Origin of the sequence: Vibrio sp. 1562 (genome assembly GCF_033340155.1) — a bacterium.
Classification (GTDB): Bacteria; Pseudomonadota; Gammaproteobacteria; order Enterobacterales; family Vibrionaceae; genus Vibrio; species Vibrio alginolyticus.
The window spans coordinates 284,107-303,638 of sequence record NZ_JAWOVY010000001.1 but is presented as its reverse complement, the minus strand read 5'-3'; the positions used below and the strand labels follow the sequence as shown (position 1 = coordinate 303,638).

17 protein-coding genes are annotated in these 19,532 nt (G+C 46.1%); 11 read left to right on the top strand and 6 right to left on the bottom strand.

Annotated features, from left to right (window positions below; all coding sequences use genetic code 11):
- Positions 1-147: 147 nt before the first annotated feature.
- Entirely contained in the window at positions 148-1,176 is a 1,029-nt protein-coding gene (locus R7Z49_RS01430; RefSeq protein ID WP_318111236.1) for a LacI family DNA-binding transcriptional regulator, read from the top strand.
- Positions 1,177-1,262: 86 nt separating this feature from the next.
- Here R7Z49_RS01430 and phnX read toward each other — a convergent pair whose 3' ends face one another.
- The 3 genes from phnX to phnW form a co-directional block, all read right to left on the bottom strand.
- Positions 1,263-2,078 carry a phosphonoacetaldehyde hydrolase gene (gene phnX, locus R7Z49_RS01425; RefSeq protein ID WP_186585510.1) on the bottom strand — a complete coding sequence of 272 codons (816 nt, stop codon included), beginning with the start codon at positions 2,076-2,078 and terminating at the stop codon, positions 1,263-1,265.
- A 79-nt stretch (positions 2,079-2,157) separates the two neighbouring features.
- Positions 2,158-3,537 (bottom strand): aspartate aminotransferase family protein, encoded by a 1,380-nt coding sequence (locus R7Z49_RS01420; RefSeq protein WP_186585509.1) that lies wholly within the window; start codon positions 3,535-3,537, stop codon positions 2,158-2,160.
- 26 nt (positions 3,538-3,563) lie between these two features.
- The gene (phnW, locus tag R7Z49_RS01415; RefSeq protein WP_186585508.1) at positions 3,564-4,667 is read right to left on the bottom strand and encodes a 2-aminoethylphosphonate--pyruvate transaminase; all 1,104 of its coding nucleotides are present in this window, start codon (positions 4,665-4,667) and stop codon (positions 3,564-3,566) included.
- Between the two features lie 266 nt (positions 4,668-4,933).
- Between phnW and R7Z49_RS01410 the strand changes: the two genes are divergently transcribed.
- The 5 genes from R7Z49_RS01410 to R7Z49_RS01390 all read left to right on the top strand — a co-directional run bounded on the left by R7Z49_RS01410 (position 4,934) and on the right by R7Z49_RS01390 (position 10,730).
- Positions 4,934-5,944 (top strand): putative 2-aminoethylphosphonate ABC transporter substrate-binding protein, encoded by a 1,011-nt coding sequence (locus R7Z49_RS01410; RefSeq protein ID WP_171342663.1) that lies wholly within the window; start codon positions 4,934-4,936, stop codon positions 5,942-5,944.
- A gap of 260 nt (positions 5,945-6,204) precedes the next feature.
- On the top strand, positions 6,205-7,311 hold the full coding sequence (locus tag R7Z49_RS01405) for a putative 2-aminoethylphosphonate ABC transporter ATP-binding protein (RefSeq protein ID WP_186585507.1): 1,107 nt from the start codon (positions 6,205-6,207) through the stop codon (positions 7,309-7,311).
- Between the two features lie 8 nt (positions 7,312-7,319).
- The gene (locus R7Z49_RS01400; RefSeq protein ID WP_213986350.1) at positions 7,320-9,044 is read left to right on the top strand and encodes a putative 2-aminoethylphosphonate ABC transporter permease subunit; all 1,725 of its coding nucleotides are present in this window, start codon (positions 7,320-7,322) and stop codon (positions 9,042-9,044) included.
- Between the two features lie 9 nt (positions 9,045-9,053).
- A complete protein-coding gene (gene phnR / locus R7Z49_RS01395) occupies positions 9,054-9,758 on the top strand; it encodes a phosphonate utilization transcriptional regulator PhnR (protein WP_005374048.1) in 705 nt (234 codons plus the stop codon).
- A gap of 66 nt (positions 9,759-9,824) precedes the next feature.
- Entirely contained in the window at positions 9,825-10,730 is a 906-nt protein-coding gene (locus R7Z49_RS01390; RefSeq protein WP_186585504.1) for an EamA family transporter, read from the top strand.
- Between the two features lie 68 nt (positions 10,731-10,798).
- Here R7Z49_RS01390 and R7Z49_RS01385 read toward each other — a convergent pair whose 3' ends face one another.
- Positions 10,799-11,350, bottom strand: coding sequence for an outer membrane beta-barrel protein (locus tag R7Z49_RS01385; RefSeq protein ID WP_005374044.1), 552 nt, complete (start codon positions 11,348-11,350; stop codon positions 10,799-10,801).
- A 12-nt stretch (positions 11,351-11,362) separates the two neighbouring features.
- Positions 11,363-12,289, bottom strand: a complete 927-nt coding sequence (locus R7Z49_RS01380; RefSeq protein WP_005384371.1) for a VirK/YbjX family protein — start codon at positions 12,287-12,289, stop codon at positions 11,363-11,365.
- A gap of 412 nt (positions 12,290-12,701) precedes the next feature.
- On the opposite strand from R7Z49_RS01380, the gene R7Z49_RS01375 reads away from it, so the two are divergent.
- The 5 genes from R7Z49_RS01375 to R7Z49_RS01355 all read left to right on the top strand — a co-directional run bounded on the left by R7Z49_RS01375 (position 12,702) and on the right by R7Z49_RS01355 (position 18,422).
- On the top strand, positions 12,702-13,061 hold the full coding sequence (locus R7Z49_RS01375; protein ID WP_017819758.1) for a DUF3316 domain-containing protein: 360 nt from the start codon (positions 12,702-12,704) through the stop codon (positions 13,059-13,061).
- 218 nt (positions 13,062-13,279) lie between these two features.
- Entirely contained in the window at positions 13,280-14,680 is a 1,401-nt protein-coding gene (locus R7Z49_RS01370) for an FAD-dependent oxidoreductase (RefSeq protein ID WP_042523350.1), read from the top strand.
- 113 nt (positions 14,681-14,793) lie between these two features.
- Positions 14,794-15,918, top strand: a complete 1,125-nt coding sequence (locus tag R7Z49_RS01365) for a M14-type cytosolic carboxypeptidase (RefSeq protein WP_017819760.1) — start codon at positions 14,794-14,796, stop codon at positions 15,916-15,918.
- A gap of 453 nt (positions 15,919-16,371) precedes the next feature.
- A complete protein-coding gene (locus R7Z49_RS01360) occupies positions 16,372-17,352 on the top strand; it encodes an OmpA family protein (protein ID WP_318111235.1) in 981 nt (326 codons plus the stop codon).
- A 200-nt stretch (positions 17,353-17,552) separates the two neighbouring features.
- Complete coding sequence (locus R7Z49_RS01355; protein WP_138939764.1) at positions 17,553-18,422, top strand: LysR substrate-binding domain-containing protein; 870 nt, start codon at positions 17,553-17,555, stop codon at positions 18,420-18,422.
- A gap of 68 nt (positions 18,423-18,490) precedes the next feature.
- Here R7Z49_RS01355 and R7Z49_RS01350 read toward each other — a convergent pair whose 3' ends face one another.
- Positions 18,491-19,366, bottom strand: a complete 876-nt coding sequence (locus R7Z49_RS01350; protein WP_047102796.1) for a LysR family transcriptional regulator — start codon at positions 19,364-19,366, stop codon at positions 18,491-18,493.
- Between the last annotated feature and the right edge of the window lie 166 nt (positions 19,367-19,532).

Below are 19,532 nucleotides of genomic sequence, written 5' to 3'. Positions count from 1 at the left end.
TATCATAAATTGTGATAGCGCTACCATTTTTATCAGTCATCCGAGTTTCATATGCTTGTGATCGACTTCTAATGCGCTAATATCAAAACCACTAAAACGCTGTGGTAAGATGTCGCGGCAGAAAATAGAGAACACTAAATAAGAACAATGAGCGAACCTCGCAAACGAAGAAGTACTGGCAATGTCACCTTGGCGGACGTCGCTAAAAAAGCCGGCGTAGGCACCATGACGGTGTCGCGAGCATTACGAACGCCCGAGCTAGTATCTGACAAGCTGAGAGAAAAGATTCAACAAGTGGTTGATGAGCTCGGCTATATCCCGAATAAAGCGGCAGGGGCTTTGGCGTCTGCTGAAAGTTACTCCATCGCTCTTATCATTCCTTCCCTGTTTGAAAAAGCGTGCGCGCTTTTCTTACCGAGCTTTCAACAAGCGTTGAACAAAGCGGGTTATCAGTTGCTGCTTGGCTACAGTGATTACTCGGTAGAGCAAGAAGAGAAACTGCTTTCGACATTTCTTGAGAGCCGCCCAGCGGGAGTGGTGTTGTTTGGTAATGAACACAGCCAGCGAATCAATCAGCTTTTGGAAGCCTCGAACACGCCAGTATTGGAAATTGCAGAGTTAAGTTCGAAAGCCAGTTATCTCAATATCGGCGTTGACCATTTTGAGGTGGGTAAAGCCTGTACCAAGCATGTGATTGAACAAGGCTTCAAGAACGTGGGCTTCATTGGTGCGCGTGGCGATCACTCCACTTTGCAACGTAAGCTACACGGCTGGCAAAGCGCGATGATTGAGAACTATCTTGCGCCGGATCATTTCTTAACCACGCACGAAGCACCATCTTCACAATTGGGTGCGGAAGGGTTGGCAAAGCTATTGCTGCGCGATTCAAGTTTGAATGCTTTGGTATGTAGCCATGAAGAGATTGCGATTGGCGCGTTGTTTGAGTGTCACCGCCGAGTGCTGAAAGTCCCGACCGACATTGCGATTATCTGTTTGGAAGGTTCTTCCATGGGTGAGCACGCCTATCCAAGTTTGACCTGTGCGGAATTCGACTACGAACGCATGGGGACGAAAGCTGCAGACAAGTTACTGCAAGCCATTAAAGGTGAGCCTGTAGAGCATGCAACGGATATGGGCTTTAAGCTAAAACGCCGAGCGAGCACTGCGATCAACTAATTTGATTTGGTTAGATACTAAAACGCGATACAAAAAACCTCTCAATGCTGAGAGGTTTTTTTATACGTGAGAACAGTGATTCTCGACTACGGACGCTCACCTGCTGCTAGGCGACGTTCGATATCTGCAACCACTTCTGGGAAGTCAGCAATGGTGTCGATGAGGTAGTGCGGCGAGCTCTTGAGCAATTTTGCACGCGCTTTTTCACGAGCGGCATTAAGCGTTGCTTCGTCCGCAGCTTGGTATTCTTCAAACGTCAGACCTGCTTCGTTACCAGAAAGCAGCAAGCCAACGGTCCACATACCGGCGTTGTGACCTTCATCAATGCCCGGTGCTGCGTCATCCACTTTGATACACGCTTTAACGTCGGTTACATTCAGCTCAATCACGTTTTTCAGTGCCATAAATGGTGCTGGGCGACCACCTTGAGGCAGGTCATCTGTTGCTACTACGTAATCCGGTTTGTAGCCGTAATCCGCCGCCACTGGAATCAATACGTCCATCACTTCACGAGGGTAACCAGAACAAGAACCGATCTTGATGCTTTTGTCTTTCAGACCGTTCACAACTTTAATCGCATTAAGGATGGGGTCTGCGTGGTCAGCCACTTTTGCTTTTTGCAGAGGCATGAATGCTGCGTAGATAGCGTCGATGTCTTCGCTGGTCATTGAGCGACCAAACTTCTTATTCCAACGCTTATCAACAGCAGGAATACGACCCACAGCTTGGATGTGATCCCACTTACCAAGCCCCATTGGTTCACGTGCTTCTTTAAGGTCGATTTCAAAATCAAAACCTTGTTTGAACGCTTCCACAAAGATACTGGTTGGCGCAAAAGAGCCGAAATCGACGATAGTGCCAGCCCAGTCAAAGATCACTGCTTGAATTGGTGAGTTGCTCATGTTCAATCCTTTTTCTTGCTTGCCAGAGCGCTGCCTACACGTTGGAACTGCGCTCAGGATAAATTGGTTTTTGTTGAGGTTAGAAGTAGTTAAAGTCTTTGCATACTTTGGCGATGGCTTCTTCGAATATCGCCAACGCTTCGGTTAGTTGTTCGCGAGTAATGATCAGCGGTGGGCTGAGCTGAATCACGTTACCTTGCGATACCTTGAAGCTCACTCCGTTGTTGAGGCATTGGTACAGCACAGCTTCCGCTTCGTCATACGCGCGTGCTTTGCTTTCGTGGTCAGTGACCAGTTCAATGCCCCATAACATGCCGATGCCACGAACATCGCCAATCACTGGGTACTTGGCTTTCATCTCTAGCAACTTTTCACGCATGAACTGGCTGTCGGCTTTGGCTTTATCTAGCAAACCGTCTTGCTCAATAGCTTCCATGGTTGCCAGTGCCGCTGCACAACCGATAGGGCTTTTCTCATGAGTGTAATGGCCCATGGAGATCTGCTCAGCAGTGTTGTATTTGTCTTTGGTCACCATGGCTGCGATAGGCACTAAGCCACCACCCAAGCCTTTACCGATGCAGAGCATATCTGGCTCGATGTCGTAGGCTTGGTATGTAAACCATTCACCGCTGCGACCCATGCCGTTAGGGATGTCGTCGATGATCAGCATGACATTGTGTTTGTCACAGATTTCACGGATGCGTTTCCAGTAGGCTTTACTCGGCACTTGAACATCCGTGTTGCGAACCGCTTCTGCGATAAATGCGCCCACGCCGCCTTCTTTCTCAATCACGTATTCGAGGTAATCGGCGTAATGCACGTCGCTGCCGTCCTCTACTGGGAAAGCGCCTCGGTAAGACACGGCTGGTGGAATGCGTTCAACACCTGCCATTAATGGTCCCATGCCTTGGCGGAAACACGCTTCGCCACCTACTGAGATGGCATCCAACGATGCGCCGTGGAAGGAATCCCACAGAGACACCACCTTGTAGTTGCCCGTGATGTGGCGCGCTAGTTTAAGTGCCATGCCAACCGCAGATGTGCCACCCGGAGCAAACAGCACGCGATTCAATTCGCCGCCACAGATTTGGGTGAGTTTTTCGGCACATTCAATCGCGGTCTCGTTGGTAAAACGACGCGGTGAAAACGGCAGTTTGGCAATTTGCTCTTGCACACGTTTAATCACATGCGGATGACCATAGCCCAACTGGTGGACGTTATTACCATGGAAATCCATGTACTTTTTGCCGGTAGCATCTTGGATATAGATGCCTTCTGCCGCTTCCAATGTATCTAAGCAAGGCGTTGACATGGCTTGATGAAGAAAGACCTCCGAATCACGCTTCAGTAATGCTTGCGTGCGCTCGTCGTCCATCGATGCGTTCCAAGCTTGGCGCGCTGGTGTCGTGTTGACATCGCCTTCGCTGCGGAAATGGGTCGGTTTGATATTCTGAGTCATAACGCTCTCTCAATCAGAAGGCTGCTTTACGCAACTTGCCAGTACATTGCTTTTTCAATTGCACCGATTAAGCGCTCGATATCAGCTGGGTAAACTTCGCCAATGTTGCCGATACGGAAGCAATCTGCGTTCGATACCTTACCCGGATAAATCACAAAACCTTGCTCTTTTAAACGTGTGTAGAACGTTTTGAACTGGTAATCACTGTGCGTCGGAGAGTAGAAAGAAGTGATGATTGGCGAGTGAAGATCGTCACTCAGTAGCGGTTCAAACCCCAAAGAACGCATACCTGCAACCAGTGTTTTCTGGTTAGTTTGGTAACGGTGATGACGAGCCTCAATACCGCCTTCTTGTTCCAGCTCTAACAATGCTTGATAGAAAGCGCGAACCGTGTGCGTTGGAGACGTGAAACGCCATTTGCCGTGATTCACTTCCATGCAGTGCCACTGGTCGTAAAGGTCAAGGCTCAAAGAACGTGCCTGACCTTGGCACTTTTCTAGCTCAGTTTGTTTTGCAATCACAAAGCCAAAACCCGGCACGCCTTGAATACATTTGTTTGCAGAGCTGATCATAAAATCGATGCCTAATTCTGCAATATCGATAGGAATGCCACCAAAGCTCGACATGGCATCGAGAATCACCACTTTACCGTGTGCTTTTGCCGCAGAAGCAAACGCCTCAATTGGGTTCAGCATGCCAGTGGTTGTCTCACAGTGAACAATTGCCACGTGTGTGATCGCAGGATCCGATGCCAATGCAGTTTCCACCTCGTTCAAGTGTGGCTGTGATGTTTCGCCTGGGGAAACTACATGGCATGGAATATTTAGGTATTCAGCGATCTGAGCGATACGCGCACCGTAAGCACCGTTGTCGACAACCAACAATTTTCCATCTTTGCCAATGGCACTGCCAATCGTTGCTTCTACTGATGCGGTGCCGCTACCTTGCATTAGTACGCTGGTGTAGCTGTCTTGCTCCGTCGCCAGTTTTACAAGCTTAGTGCGGATCACTTCTACAATGTCTTTGTTGTATTCATCATCCCAAGTACACCAGTCTTTTAGCATGGCTTCACGTACTGTTTCAGAAGTAGATAGAGGACCTGGAGTCAGTAGTAGGTATTCGTTTTTCATCTCGATTTCCATTAGAATAGGCTAATTGGTCTACACCAAATTTCGAGTTAACTCTAGCGAGGAAGAAAAGGGCAGTAAATAGGCGAATGTCCAATTTCATAAAACTTTAATATCCAGAAAATTGCGGATCAATTGAACGATTATTCATCGCAAATTTTCGTAAAACTGCCATTTAATGGTCATGATTTCGTCACAAAGGCTCAGTAGGGTGTATATCGTCAACTGGTACAGACCAAATTAAAACTTGGCCAAATTAACTGGAGAAAATGATGAAAAACCGTTTGATGAAAGGATCGCTGGCTGCACTTGTCTCTCTGCTAGCTACGAATGCAATGGCAGCACAGGAAGTCACGGTTTACACCGCTTTCGAAACTGACATTCTTGCTAAATACAAGTCTGCGTTTGAGAAAGATAACCCAGATATCAAGATTAAGTGGGTTCGCGATTCCACCGGTATCATGACGGCGAAATTGCTGGCCGAAAAGAACAACCCTCAAGCGGAAGTGGTTTGGGGTCTTGCTGGATCGTCAATGGCACTGCTTAAAGATGAAGGTCTTCTTAAGCCTTACACACCAAAAGGTTTGGAAGAGCTGCACGCGAACCTAAACGACCCTCAATCAAACCAAGCTTGGTTTGGTAACGATGCGTTCTTTAACGCAGTTTGTTTCAACGAAGCGGTAGCGAAACAACTTAACCTACCGAAACCAACTTCTTGGGAAGACCTAACAAAGCCGGTTTACAAAGGTCACATTGCAATGCCGAACCCTGCGTCTTCGGGCACTGGCTACATGCAAGTTTCTGCGTGGCTACAAAACATGGGTGAAGATCAGGCATGGAACTACATGCGTGACTTAGACAAGAACATTGCACACTACACGCACTCGGGTTCTAAGCCATGTGTTCAAGCGGGTATGGGTGAAGTGGCTATCGGTATCTCGATGGCAAGCCGCGGCGCGAAGTTGAAAACACAAGGCGCGCCACTAGCGGTGATCACACCAAAAGGCATCGGTTGGGAATCAGAAGCCGTTGGTCTAGTAAAAGAGTCGGATGCAGCGAAACGTGTTGTCGACTGGTCAATCTCTAAAGCGGCAAACGAGCTTTACGTAGAAATGTACCCAGTGGTTGCACATAAAGAAGTGAAAGCTACTGTGTCTAACTTCCCTAATGTTCAAGAGAACATGGCGAAGATGGACTTTGCGCAAATGGGCAGCAAGCGTGCAGAGATTCTAACGGCATGGTCTGAGAAATTTGACGCGAAATCAGAGCCAAAATCTTAATTGAATTTGCTTTGAGTTGAATACTGAAATCCACCTCGGTTGAGGTGGATTTTTTGTTTTCTATGTTATTTCAGAGTTTGCTGCAAGTAGATTCCTAGTCTCACCTAGGTTCGCTGGAATGACGGACTTAAGAAAGTCGGGAATCTCTAATTACCACTCTCATCTCCCTTCATCTATTTGTCATCTTCTGGCTATAAATTTGTCATTGGAACGTAACACTCCAAAACTAAAGTTGGTATATACCATCTGGAGCGTGTGTTATGTCAACTAACCAACATTACCTAAATATCGAAAATGTAGTGAAGCAATTCGGACAGTTCACTGCATTAAAGAAAATCTCGCTAGCGATTGAAAAGGGCGAGTTTGTTTGTTTTCTTGGTCCTTCTGGCTGCGGTAAAACCACTCTATTACGTGCCATTGCAGGCCTAGACTTGCCAACGTCTGGTGCAATTTTTCAAAACGGTCAAGAGACCACATTCCTACCACCAGAGAAGCGCGATTTCGGCATCGTATTCCAATCTTATGCGCTGTTTCCGAACCTAACTGTGCAAGAGAACATTGCGGTGGGTTTGAAAAACCAAGGTATGTCGACCAAAGAAGCGTTAGAGAAGGTGGATTACTGGCTAGAAACCATTGGTCTTCCAACCTCTGGCGAGAAATTTCCTAATCAACTTTCTGGCGGTCAACAACAGCGTGTTGCTTTGGCTCGTGCATTGGCGTTGTCTCCGGGTTTATTGTTATTGGATGAGCCGCTGTCAGCGCTGGATGCAAAAGTACGTGTTCACTTACGTGATGAGATTTGCAAGCTGCAACGTAAGCTGGGCATCACCACCATCATGGTTACGCACGATCAGGATGAAGCGTTGTCGATGGCGGATCGTATCGTGGTAATGAACCATGGCGTGATTGAGCAAGTTGGCACACCTCAAGAAATCTACCAACAACCAGCAACGCGCTTTGTCGCTGAGTTTGTCGGCAGCATGAACTTTATTGAAACCTCAGCCGCAACGGACTCCCAAGTACGCATTGCAGAAACCCTAATGCCAGCGCCAAGCTTGACTAATCGTAAGATCCAACGCGGTGACCGCTTCGACCTTGCGGTGCGTCCTGAAAGTATCAAGTTCGTTGAAAACTACACCAATTCTTTACCTGTGAGAGTTACGGCTACCGAGTTTTTGGGGGCGTTTTTCCGCATTGATTGCGTATTGCAAAACGACAGCGCAACGAAAACCATCGTCGTGGATGTGCCTGTGGAAACGGTTCAAAAACTCAATATCAAGGCGGGCGATGTACGTTACATCCAGTTTGCTGAAGAAGGGCTGCATGGTTACGCCGTGCCCTCGGTTGATAAAGCGCTAGCGGCGTAGGTGTAAACATGGATGCGAAGACAATGACGATGAATAGCCTGACCACACAAGACAAAGCAAAATCCCTACTCGGACGTGTTAGCCGCGACAACCTTGTGTTGTTTGGTTTGCTCGCTGGCTTGTCGACCATGATGGTGTTGTTCATCTTAATGCCGCTTTGGGCTATGTTGACCAAGAGTGTGCAAAATGCCAATGGCGAATTTGTCGGATTGGCAAACTTTGCGACGTACTTTTCCTCTTCAAGCTTGTGGGTGTCGGTGGGCAACACCTTCACTTTGGGCGTGATAGTGACCTCGTTAGTCGGTGTGCTTGCATTTGGCTATGCCTACGCGCTGACTCGTTCATGCATGCCGTTTAAAGGTTTGTTCCAAATCCTAGGTACTGCGCCAATTCTTGCGCCTTCGCTGTTACCAGCGATCAGTTTGATCTTCCTTTTCGGTAATCAAGGCATTGCCAAAGAGATGTTGTTAGGAAACTCGATTTACGGCGTGATTGGTATCTCGATGGGTTTGATTTTCTGGACCTTCCCTCATGCATTGATGATTTTGACTACTTCGCTGCGCACTTCAGATGCCCGTTTGTATGAAGCTGCCCGCGCACTTAAAACATCGCCCATCAAAACCTTCTTTATGGTGACGCTACCTGCGGCGAAATACGGTTTGATCAGTACGCTTATCGTCGTCTTTACACTGGTTATCACGGACTTTGGTGTGCCGAAAGTGATTGGTGGCAGCTACAACGTTCTGGCGACTGACATCTTCAAGCAAGTCGTGGGGCAACAAAACTTTGCCATGGGGGCGGTGACCAGCATTATGCTTTTATTCCCTGCGGTAATGGCATTTGGAGCAGACCGCTGGGTACAGAAAAAGCAAAAGAGCTTATTTGACACTCGCTCGGTGCCTTATCAGCCAGAACCTAACAAAGCGCGCGACAGCATTTGTTTGGTTTACTGCAGCATCATTTCTATTGCAGTGTTGGCAGTACTTGGCATGGCGGTGTATGGCTCGTTAGTTACGTTCTGGCCTTGGAACAAAGCGCTGACACTAAACAACTACAACTTTGCTGAAATGAGCACTTACGGTTGGAGCCCATTCTTCAACTCGCTAACGCTGGCAGGTTGGACGGCAGTTATTGGTACAGCCATTATCTTTGTCGGTGCTTACTGCATTGAGAAAGGACGTGCGTTTGGTCCAATTCGTCAAGTGATGCAAATGCTTAGCGTGGTGCCAATGGCGGTTCCTGGTATGGTGCTTGGCTTGGGTTACATCTTTTACTTCAACGATGCGAACAATCCTCTGAACGTGCTTTATGGCACCATGGCATTCTTGGTGATTAACACGGTAGTGCATTACTACACAGTGGGTCACATGACCGCCCTGACAGCGCTAAAGCAGTTGCCATCAGAGATTGAAGCCACGGCGGCATCGGTGAAGCTTCCTCAGTACAAGTTGTTCTTTAAAGTGACATTACCTGTGTGTTTACCTGCGATTTTGGACATTGCGACTTACTTGTTTGTTAATGCATTGACCACCACTTCTGCGGTAGTATTCCTTTACTCAACCGATACGATTCCGGCTTCGGTCTCGATTCTGAATATGGACGATGCAGGTCAAACTGGCGCTGCTGCGGCAATGGCTGTGATGATCATGATGGCTGCCGCAATTGCGAAGATTGTTCAGATGACTTTGGGTAAATTGTTAGAAAATCGCACACAAGCTTGGCGCAAAAGATAAGGACACTTCGTGCAATACGTAAAAATTAAAGATTCGATTGTTGAACAGATTGAAGCGGGCATGCTATCGCCGCGTCAAAAACTGCCAGCAGAGCGTAAGTTGGCGGAGTCGTTCGATACTACACGCGTCACTCTGCGTGAAGCTTTATCACTGCTGGAAGCGGAAGGTCGAATCTATCGCGAAGATCGCCGAGGTTGGTTTATCTCACCTGAGCCATTGCGTTACGACCCAACCCAAACGCTGAACTTCCCGAACATGGCGAAAGCGCAAAATCGTGTGCCAAAAACGGAGTTGGTCGCAGCAAAAGGGACGTTGGCAAACAAACAAGCGGCGCGTTTGCTGGACTTGCAGCCTTTCTCGGATGTGTATCGAGTCGACCGTGTACGATACCTTGAAGACAGACCTGTGGTGTTCGTAACAAACTACATTCGTCCAGAGCTGTTTCCGAACCTGCTGGATTACGATTTATCAAATTCACTGACGGACATTTACCGCGAGCATTATGGCGTGACGTATCAAAAGATTCGCTACCGCATTTCAACCAGCACTTTGTTGGGTGAAATGGCTCAGGCACTGCGTGCGACAGCCGGTACGCCTGCGATGGTAGTGGAGCGCATCAACTACAATCAACACGGTGAGTTAATTGATTGCGATATCGAGTATTGGCGACACGATGCCATCAGCATTGAATCTCTGGCGGAACTCAATCGTTAAGTGGATTTTCTCATTATGTAAGGCTCCATCTCGGGGCCTTTATTTTATTCAGACAGGAACATTGAAATGGATTTGTTGGCGATTGGTCTCGTCGTTTTTTCTGCTGTTCTCCATGCGGGGTGGAATATCCTTGGTAAAAGCAACTCAGGTTCTGGACTCGCGTTTACCATGGCCGCCAGCTTCTCTGCCTGTGCCATTCTTACCCCTTATTTGATTTGGTATTTGGCGACCATTGGCTGGACATCATTACCGAGCGAGTTTTGGGGATTGCTGTTCATTAGCGGCATTTCACAAATGGTTTATTTGGTCGGTTTGATTGTCGCTTATAAGCACGCAGACGTGGGTGTGGTTTATCCGATTGCTCGAGCACTGCCTGTGATGATGGTCGGCGCAATCACTGTGGTATTGGGACATGAATTATCCAGTCAGCAGTGGGTTGGGTTCTTGCTGATTACCCTTGGTTGTATGCTGGTGCCACTGACGAATTTTCGTCAAATGACATTGGGCTCTTATTTGAATGTCGGTGTGTTCTGGGCATTGATTGCCGCAATAGGCACAACGGGTTACTCTGTGGTCGACAAAGAAGCGCTGAGTTTACTCACAGGACAAGTATCAGAGATCTTGAATGATCAGTACAGTGCAATCTTCTATTTGGGCGTGCAGTTTTGGGCAATTGGTATTCCTGCCCTTGTGTGGTGCTTGGTTACGGGCAAGCCAGATGAGATTAAGACAGCCTGGCATATCCGAAAAACAGCCAGCATGGCAGGGGTAATGATGGCATCCACCTACGGCTTGGTGCTGTTTGCGATGACCATGACCGACAACGTGAGTTTGGTCGTAGCACTAAGGCAAATCAGTATTGTGTTTGGATTGTTTATGGGGATTTGGTTTCTGTCTGAGAAATGGTATCTCACCCGAGGGCTTGGCGTTACTTCTATCGTGGCGGGGATCATTCTCGCGCTTGCGTATTGACCTATATTCACGAAAAAAGGCAGCGAATGAGCCTCTCGCTGCCTTTTGTATTAACTTGTAAGCCTTGTTTAAAAACGCAGTTGCGCACCAAACATCACGCCGCTAGAGTCAAAATCGCTGTTTTTTGAGTACACATATTCTGCATTCAAACCAAAGTGTTTATAGCTCCAGCCGATACCGCCAGCCGCTTCACCTCCGACACTTGAGTGTTCGATGTTCTTGCTCTGACCGTTCACTTTATAAGTGTATTCGAGAGTGTAGAGAGTGACACCTGCCTTGCCGTACAGTTCGAAACCTGAACCCAGAGGATAGCTAGCATAGCCACTCAAGCGAGGTCCGGAGAAGCTCGTATCGGTGACTTCTGAAATCGGACTCACGAGTATCGAGCCGATACCGTCAAACGCGCCTTTATAACCTGCTTCGATACCAAAGTTATGTGTTGGCATGTAGCGGTAATATATTTCACCTAAGAACATGTCGCCTGATTCTTTGCTTGTCGGAGCATCGTAGTTCACATCGCCATAGCCAATGTTTGTACCTATGATGTGCTCACTGGTTTCTGCATTGGCTGACAAAGAAAAAGCCGACAACACTAAAGCAGTAATGAATGAATAACGCATGAACGCTTCTCCTTAGCTTTTAGCTTGCTCGCCTTTTAATATTTGTTCGAAAGTGATCTTGGTGTTGTCTAGCCATTCATAACGGCGACGATACATCGAACGCTTAGAGCGCGACATGCCTTCGATATCTCGACGGGGTGCATTTACATCAATTGAGTAAAAATGACGATTGTATTCGGTGCCGCCTAATTCTTGCCAGAGTGCATCGTAATCTGTTTTGATTCGCCCTTTGCTGTAGCGCTTAGCTGCGTAAGTATGGGACTGCGTTTTCACTGCTAGAATCGTGTTCACTTCCCAAATTTGTGCGAGCAAAGTGAGCAAGCTCACCATCAAGCTTTTTGGTCTCTGTCCGTAAAGCTTACGAGTTAGCTTTTTAATTTTCGCGTTGTTTTCTTCACTGCTTCGCGGTCCTTGTAAGCCGCCAATCATAATGCTGCGTCCAGATTCGATGTGACCGAGCGTAAAAGAGAGTGTGTAGAAGTTGCCATCTTCAGCGCTGTGCAGCACTAGGCTCATATCGCCTTCTTTTTGATAACGTGCTTCGTATACTAATCTCACCGAGTACAGGATTTCGTCAATTTCAAAAGAGGCTAATGTTAGGCCTTTCGAGTCTGTGTAGATTTCTTCGATTGTTTGTTTAGAAAACAGTTCTGAAATCGTTTTATAGTGATCAACCACCAAGTTAGAACGATCGAACGCTGAGTTGTTTTTGATGATATACGGACGAAACGGCTTCTCTAAAAATCGATGCGTACGTGTACAAAGCAACTCTAACAATGACGATTCAATATTGTCTGAAAGGTGCTTAAACGCACGTTTGTAATAAAGCGCACGTAAGATGAACTTAGCTCTGTAGGTCCAAATTGGCTTGTAGACATCAGCATAATCATCTGAGTAAATCGATTTGCTATGGTAAAAAATGGATTTGTTCGCGGTCATTTTCACTCCAGATTAACTTGTGCTCAATAGCGACAATTAAGAACCGACGGACGAGCAGCGAAGAACCCGAAAAGGAGGAATGCAAAGCACGACTGAAAAGAGGTGGTTTTTGCTGTGTCCGACGTTTGTGTAAGGTTTTGAACACTGTTCTTTTGCTGGAATTCTAAGAGAAAATTGACCTTAGGTATTGTATGGTTTGGTAAGGAAGTGTCAGGTTGAAACCCATTGTTCTAAATGAAGAAAATGCGAATGTAGGCTGAATATGACGTTGAGTTGCTAAGTTAATGTGAAATAAGTTGAACGAAAATTGAACATTATTTGAAATTGTTTTGACGTGTTTTAGGTCTTTATACGTACCTTATAAGTATCGAGCCAATTTTGGCCCGATGTAAAGGTAAGTAAGGAGAGGTTTATGAAACGCTTAACAACTTTAGCAAGTACGATTGCTCTGATTGCTGCACCTTCTATGGCTCTTGCTGGTGGTTATCAGTGGACAAACGATACTGAAACTATCCATGGCGACGTAATGGATAGCAAACAAGCGGCTTATGAAATGGGCCGAGACATGATCCAAAGCTACCAAAATAAATCATCTGGACAACTCCGTGATGAGTTTACGAGCCTTACAACGTATGTTGATCGCCAATCGTTTTCTATCACTGACTCAAAAGTCATGGTAAATGAGTTCTTGCAAAGTGACGGGCAAGTTGTTTACCAGCCTATTCTCAATGTTCAATACGAGTACCGCATGCGTGATACCGGTAAATACTAACCAGTAAGACGGACTTGAATTGTTTACCACTAATATTTTTTGCTGTTTGTTTTGGGGAGCCACGAGCTCCCCATTTTGTTTTTGTCGAAAGCGAAAATTTCACACTCTCAGTGCAACATTTTCTATCGCTCAGCGTTAGATTTTCTTGCTCGTTGATTGTCATCATCGTTTGTAAAGTGTTTGCGGAAATGGATGTAACGCACTAACGAGGATACCCGATGACACATCATTCATATTGGTTCAAGCAGGCAATTGAAGCTGAGCAACCAGAAACGCCACAACCGTTACAGCAGAACATTAATACTGACGTTGCGATTGTTGGTGGCGGATACACCGGACTTTGGACCGCGATTATGATTAAGCAGCAATCTCCGGAAAAAAAGGTAGTCGTGATTGAAAAAGGCCTTTGTGGCAGTGGTGCATCGGGCGCAAACGGCGGTTGTATGCTGACTTGGTCTACCAAGTTTCCGACATTGAAACGGTTATTCGGTGAAGAACATGCTGCTTGGTTAGTAAAAGAGTCGGAACAAGCAGTGCTAGAGATTGACGACTTTTGTCAGCAGCACAACATTGATGCGCACTTATCGTTGAAAGGGGTTTATTACACTGCAACCAATCAGGCTCAAACTGGGGGAATGCAGCCAGTTGTGGACGAGTTAAAGCGATTAGAAGTGAACAGTTGGCGTCGTTGCTCGGTGGAGGAACTGCGTGCCAATGCGGGTTCACCTCGACATATAGAAGGCTTTCACTCTCCAGTTGCAGCCAGCGTTCAACCTGCATTATTAGTGAGGGGGTTACGCCGTGTTGCTATTGATCTGGGTGTAGAAGTTTATGAGAACACGCCGATGACGCGTCTAGATTATGGAAAACCTGCCACTGTCTGTACACCTAAAGGAAATGTTCAAGCGCAGCAGGTGGTATTGGCATTAAATGCATGGATGGTGGAGCAGTTTAAACAGTTCAAAAACAGTATCGTGGTGGTCTCTTCCGACATGGTGATCACCAAGCCCCTTGGTGACGCACTACCTCTATCTGGTTGGCAGGCAGGTTCTAGCGTGTTGGATTCACGTATCTTCGTCCACTATTACCGAGATACGCCAGATGGCCGTTTGATGTTGGGGAAAGGCGGCAATCAGTTTTCTTTCAATAACCAAGTCGACGCAATGTTTAACAAGCCAACACGCTACCAAGGTCTACTGCGCAAGTCGTTCGATAAGTTGTTTCCTCATTTGAGAGGAGAGGAGTTTGCTTATTCATGGACGGGGGGCTCTGATCGTTCTGCTACTGGTTTCCCTTTTTTCGGCGAGCTAGATAAACAGAGCAATATCTTTTACGGATTTGGTTATTCAGGCAATGGTGTAGCGCAGACTCGAATGGGCGGAAAGATCTTATCTTCATTGATATTGGGAATCGATAACGAGTGGACGAACAGTGGTTTAGCCAAAGGACCGTTGGGGTATTTCCCACCAGAACCGCTTCGCTGGACCGGGGCTATGATAGTGCGCAACGCGGTACGTCGAAAAGAGGAAGCAGAAGATAACGAGAAAACGCCGTTTATCTGGGATAAGTGGCTAGCAAAACTCGCGGGACCAGCAGGCAAAGCGGATAAGCTTGACTAAACTGAAGACTTTAGCCACAAACGAGACAGTTTGCAGTGAAAGTCATTGGGGCGCGATGAAGCCTTGTGTTAGCCTCTGTCTTTCAAGCTCAGATTTAAAAGGTGAGTCATAAAATGAAAGTATTCAGCAACTTCGATAGCGGCAGCATTCACGTAGTGAAAGCGGACGACAAAAACGACATCCAACTCAAAATTCCTAACGACAATATGTCGGAATTCTACCAGTGGTTCCACTTCCGTCTTGAGACAGAAGCCGAGCAATCACACACCATCAAATTGCTTGATTTGGCTAAATCGGCTTATCCAGAAGGATGGCAAGGTTACGATGTGGTTGCGTCTTACGATCGTGAAGAATGGTTCCGAGTACCGGCAGAGTTCGATGGCGACACGCTGACTTTCACTGTAATCCCTGAGCGCAGCTCAATTTACTTCGCGTACTTTGCGCCATACACGTACGATCGTCATTTAGACTTGTTACACATGGCACAAAGCGCGCACCACTGCCAACTAGAGACGCTTGGTCATACGCTAGATGGCAATGACATGAGCTTGCTTACTTTTGGTGAGCCAGAAGAAGGCAAAAAGAAAATCTGGATGATTGCACGTCAGCACCCAGGTGAGACCATGGCGGAATGGTTCATGGAAGGTATGATCCAACGTCTGTTAGATGAAAACGACACGGTTGCGCGTGCATTGCTTGAAAAAGCGGTGCTTTACGTCGTACCAAATATGAACCCAGACGGTGGTATTCGCGGTCACTTGCGTACCAACGCAGTAGGTGTAAACCTAAATCGTGAATGGCAAACGCCATCAATGGAAAAGAGCCCAGAAGTCTACCTTGTGCGTCAGCGCATGCTGGAAACGGGTGTTGACATGTTTTTAGATATTCATGGCGATGAAGCGATTCCGTATAACTTCGTCGCTGGCTCAGAAGGTATTCCTTCTTACGATGAAAATCTTGCCGCTTTAGAGACATCATTTAAGCAAGCGTTACTGACTATTACGCCAGAGTTCCAAGATGAGATTGGTTACGATAAAGATGAGCCTGGTAAAGCGAATTTGACGGTGGGTTCAAATTGGGTTGCAGAGCAGTTCAAATGCTTGTCTTACACAATCGAAATGCCATTTAAAGATAACAACAATCACCCAGATCCACTTTACGGTTGGTCTCCTGAGCGTAGTGTCTTGTTTGGGCAAGATGTATTAGCTGCAACGTTAACCGTAGCGGATAAAATTTAGCGCGACGAGTTAACGCTTTTTCATTATTTCGAAAACAGCTCATTTAAATGAGCTGTTTTTTGTGCTCTCCAGATCCACGCTCCCCTGTAAAAATTTGTTGCCATTCACAAGCTTAAATGATGATTCTTAAATTTGAGAAAGTGGCTTTTTATGGTGATTTGCGTCACAGAAAGTTGGCTTCTTTGTGATATTCTCCGCAACGAATTGACTATGGCTAAACCAACGCAACGAACTTTGTTTTTCGGTTGGGTATGCGGATGAAGCTCATGAATAGATGGTCTTGAGGTTACCTTTTTCCGTTTTACGTCATTGGCGTTTGAATATCATTTTTGATTCTTTCCTACGCTATTTAGCTATTTCTATTCGAAGAAAAGAGAAAGTTACGGCTTCATATTTTACGGCAGTATGCTGCCGCGATGTGTTGCTTTGTGTACAAGAAAAAGGAAAAGAATAATGAAAAAAATCGCTATAGCAGTGGCTACTGTACTTGCTGGTGGTGTGATCTCAAACGTTGCACTTGCTGACACTTACATGGGCGGTAAAGTAGGTTACAACTCTCTAAACGATGCGTGTTACCTAAACGAACCTTGTGACGACGACAGTTTTGCAGCATCTATGCACTTAGGCTACAGCTTCAACAAGTACGTTGCAGCAGAGTATGGTGTTGATTACCTTGGTGACTTCACTGCAAACTTCAAAAAGCCTGGCCTAAACACCGTTGATGGTGATCTTTGGGCGTTGACGCTTGCTCCTAAATTTAACCTACCGCTAACGGATTCTTGGAATCTATTCGCGAAAGTTGGTGCTGCATACATGATGGCTGGTGACGAGAAAGATTTCGTACCAACTGGCTCTCTGGGTGCTGAATACCAAATCAACTACAACTGGAGCCTACGTGCTGAATACCAACGCTACCAAGATATGTCTGATGATGTAATTGAAGACATGGATTCAGATTTCTTCGGTATCGGTTTCAACTACAAGTTTGGTTCTGAGCCTCTCGTTCAAGAAAAAGCCGTTGAAGAGGTGGTAGAAGCACGTCCTGCAACACGCATTGTAGATCACGTTTACCCTGCTCAAACAACAGCGACAGTACAATTCGACTTAGAAAGTGCAGAAGTGAAAGACGCGTCGAACCTTTCTGGTACCGTTGATTTGATGAATACTTACCCACAAGCTCAAGTTGAGATCACGGGTTACAGCGATACGACAGGTTCTGCTGCTTACAACAAGCAACTCACAGAAAAACGTGCGAAAGCCGTTGCTGACGAGTTCCAAGCAAAAGGTATTGCGGCTGAGCGTATGACAGTGAAAGGCATGGGTGAAGCTAACCCAGTGGCAAGCAACGAGACACGTCAAGGTCGTCAAATGAACCGTCGTGTTGAAGTGGTTGTTCCTGCGTTTGAATACCAAACAACTGAAAAAGCAGAATAATTCCTGCTTAAGATAAAGTTCCAAAAGCCAGCGTGTATCACGCTGGCTTTTTTGATCCCGCTTAACTAACTCAGTAGTTGTGTAGAAACATAGTTATATCGGGACGCTTTGACATGTGCTCAACATACGTAAACTCAGCACCTTCATCAATTTGTCATCACCAGTTCATAGCATGACAGCCAAGTGTTTGGGAGAATGATATGCAAAGTTTACCGCCGCTCAATTTGCTCCGAGCTTTTGAAGCCACGGCGCGACTACAGAGTTTTACAAAAGCCGCAGAGGAGCTAAATGTGACTCGTGCGGCCGTCAGCCAACAGGTGAAATCGCTAGAGTCACAGCTCAATGCGACGTTATTCGAGCGCAAGGGCACTCACCTTACGCTGACCTGCTCCGCACAAGAATACTGGCCTGTGGTTAATCATGTGCTTCAAACATTATCGACCACGACGCAGCATTTATTTACTCGTCCCAAGAATACGCAAGTTAACTTACATGTCGCTCACAGCTTTTGCTCTCAGTGGTTAATGCCAAGATTGGCTGATTTTCAGCGACAATTCCCAGACATTTCCTTTAAAATCTCGACCACTGCTAATACAGTTCCAAACGCCAGTGCAATTGCGGATATCGAAATTATTAACGGAGATGGAGATTGGCAAGAGCAAGAAGCCATACGATTAACCCAAGAAAACTGGATCGTTGTCGCAAGCCCGGGCTTTATGCATTTAAACCCGATAAATGACCTCTCGCAGTTAGCTAAAGTGCCTAAAATCTGTACTAGCGGTTATCATGAATCTTGGCAAGATTGGCTTGCGCACCAAGGTTATCAAGGGAAGGTGAGCAAAGTCGTCGCCGAGTTTGAGCATTCATTGCTTGCTATTCATGCTGCGATGAATCAACTTGGCGTGTTGTTGGTAAGAGACTTTCTTGTTGAGGATGAGCTGCAACAGGGCGTATTAGTCCAGGTTGGAACTTGGCATATGCCAAGTTCTGGTGCACATTATATGATGGTTCGAGCATCCGAAAAATCACACGTAAACACCTTTGCTCAATGGTTAATACAGAGTCTTTAATGTTCGTTCAGCGAGTGAGTAGAGCGCATGTGTGGTTTGGCTATTATTAGCAGTAGCAAGTCATCAGTCTAGGACTGAGCGACATGCTTAATGACATCTAATAACCACTGATTTACCGGAGCTTGCTGTTGAGAGCGACGACAGCTCATCACGTAGCGAACATCAAGCTCTAGCCCAGCAGGAAGCGCGATACTTCGGCAACCCTTAGGAACATGTCCACTCATCGTTATGCCAAAATGATTCGTTTGCAAAAGCACTTTTTGAATCATCGCTGGGTGCTCAATTTCCACTTTAGGTGTGGTTCTAAAACCCATATGTTTGAGCCTTTCCAACACAGGGTATCGGTAGTCGTTCCATCCCGGCGTTTTAAAAAGTATAAAAGGGTATTCTTCTAGCTCTTGGGAGTTTTGAGCGGGATGATCTTGTCGAACAAAAAATACCGCTTTTCCTCGCCCCAGTTCGGTCTGAACAATTGACTGTGGCAGATCTTCATCAAAGTAATGAATCGCAATGGCGTTTTCACCGTCAATTAATCGTTTTTTTGCTTCGCTACCCCAGCGCAAACATGAGAATTTTGCTTCTGGAGCGTGCTTTAGTAACTCCAAGTAAAACTTGTCACCGAAGTACTCCCAAAACAATGTGTTGGCATAAATAGTGATTGAGCCGTCAAAATGAGCTGGTGAAAAATGCTGTGGTTTGATGGAATCAATACTGTTGATTATTTGCTCAAAATGCGCAATGTTCGCTTCCACAAAAGCTGTTGGTTCAAAGCCATTTTTGGTCTGAACGAATAGCGGATCATTGAGCTGAGTTTTCATCTTTGTCAGATTTTTGCTGATTGCTCCTGACGTTTTACCGAGTGATTCTGCGACTAACCGGACGTTACGTAACTCATACATCCGTTTTAATACCAAAATATTTTGAATATCCAGATTAACGCTCATACATTGTCTCGCTTGGCTTTTGTCGACAAATCATATCGCTGAATTTCTTAAGAAAAGACAACGCTTGGTCAATTTAAGTTGCTGCCTTATCCCTGATTTATTGAAGGTAACGATAAGTTATTCTTGGTTACATCAGTTTATTAGCATGGATTTCCATTTGGTAAAT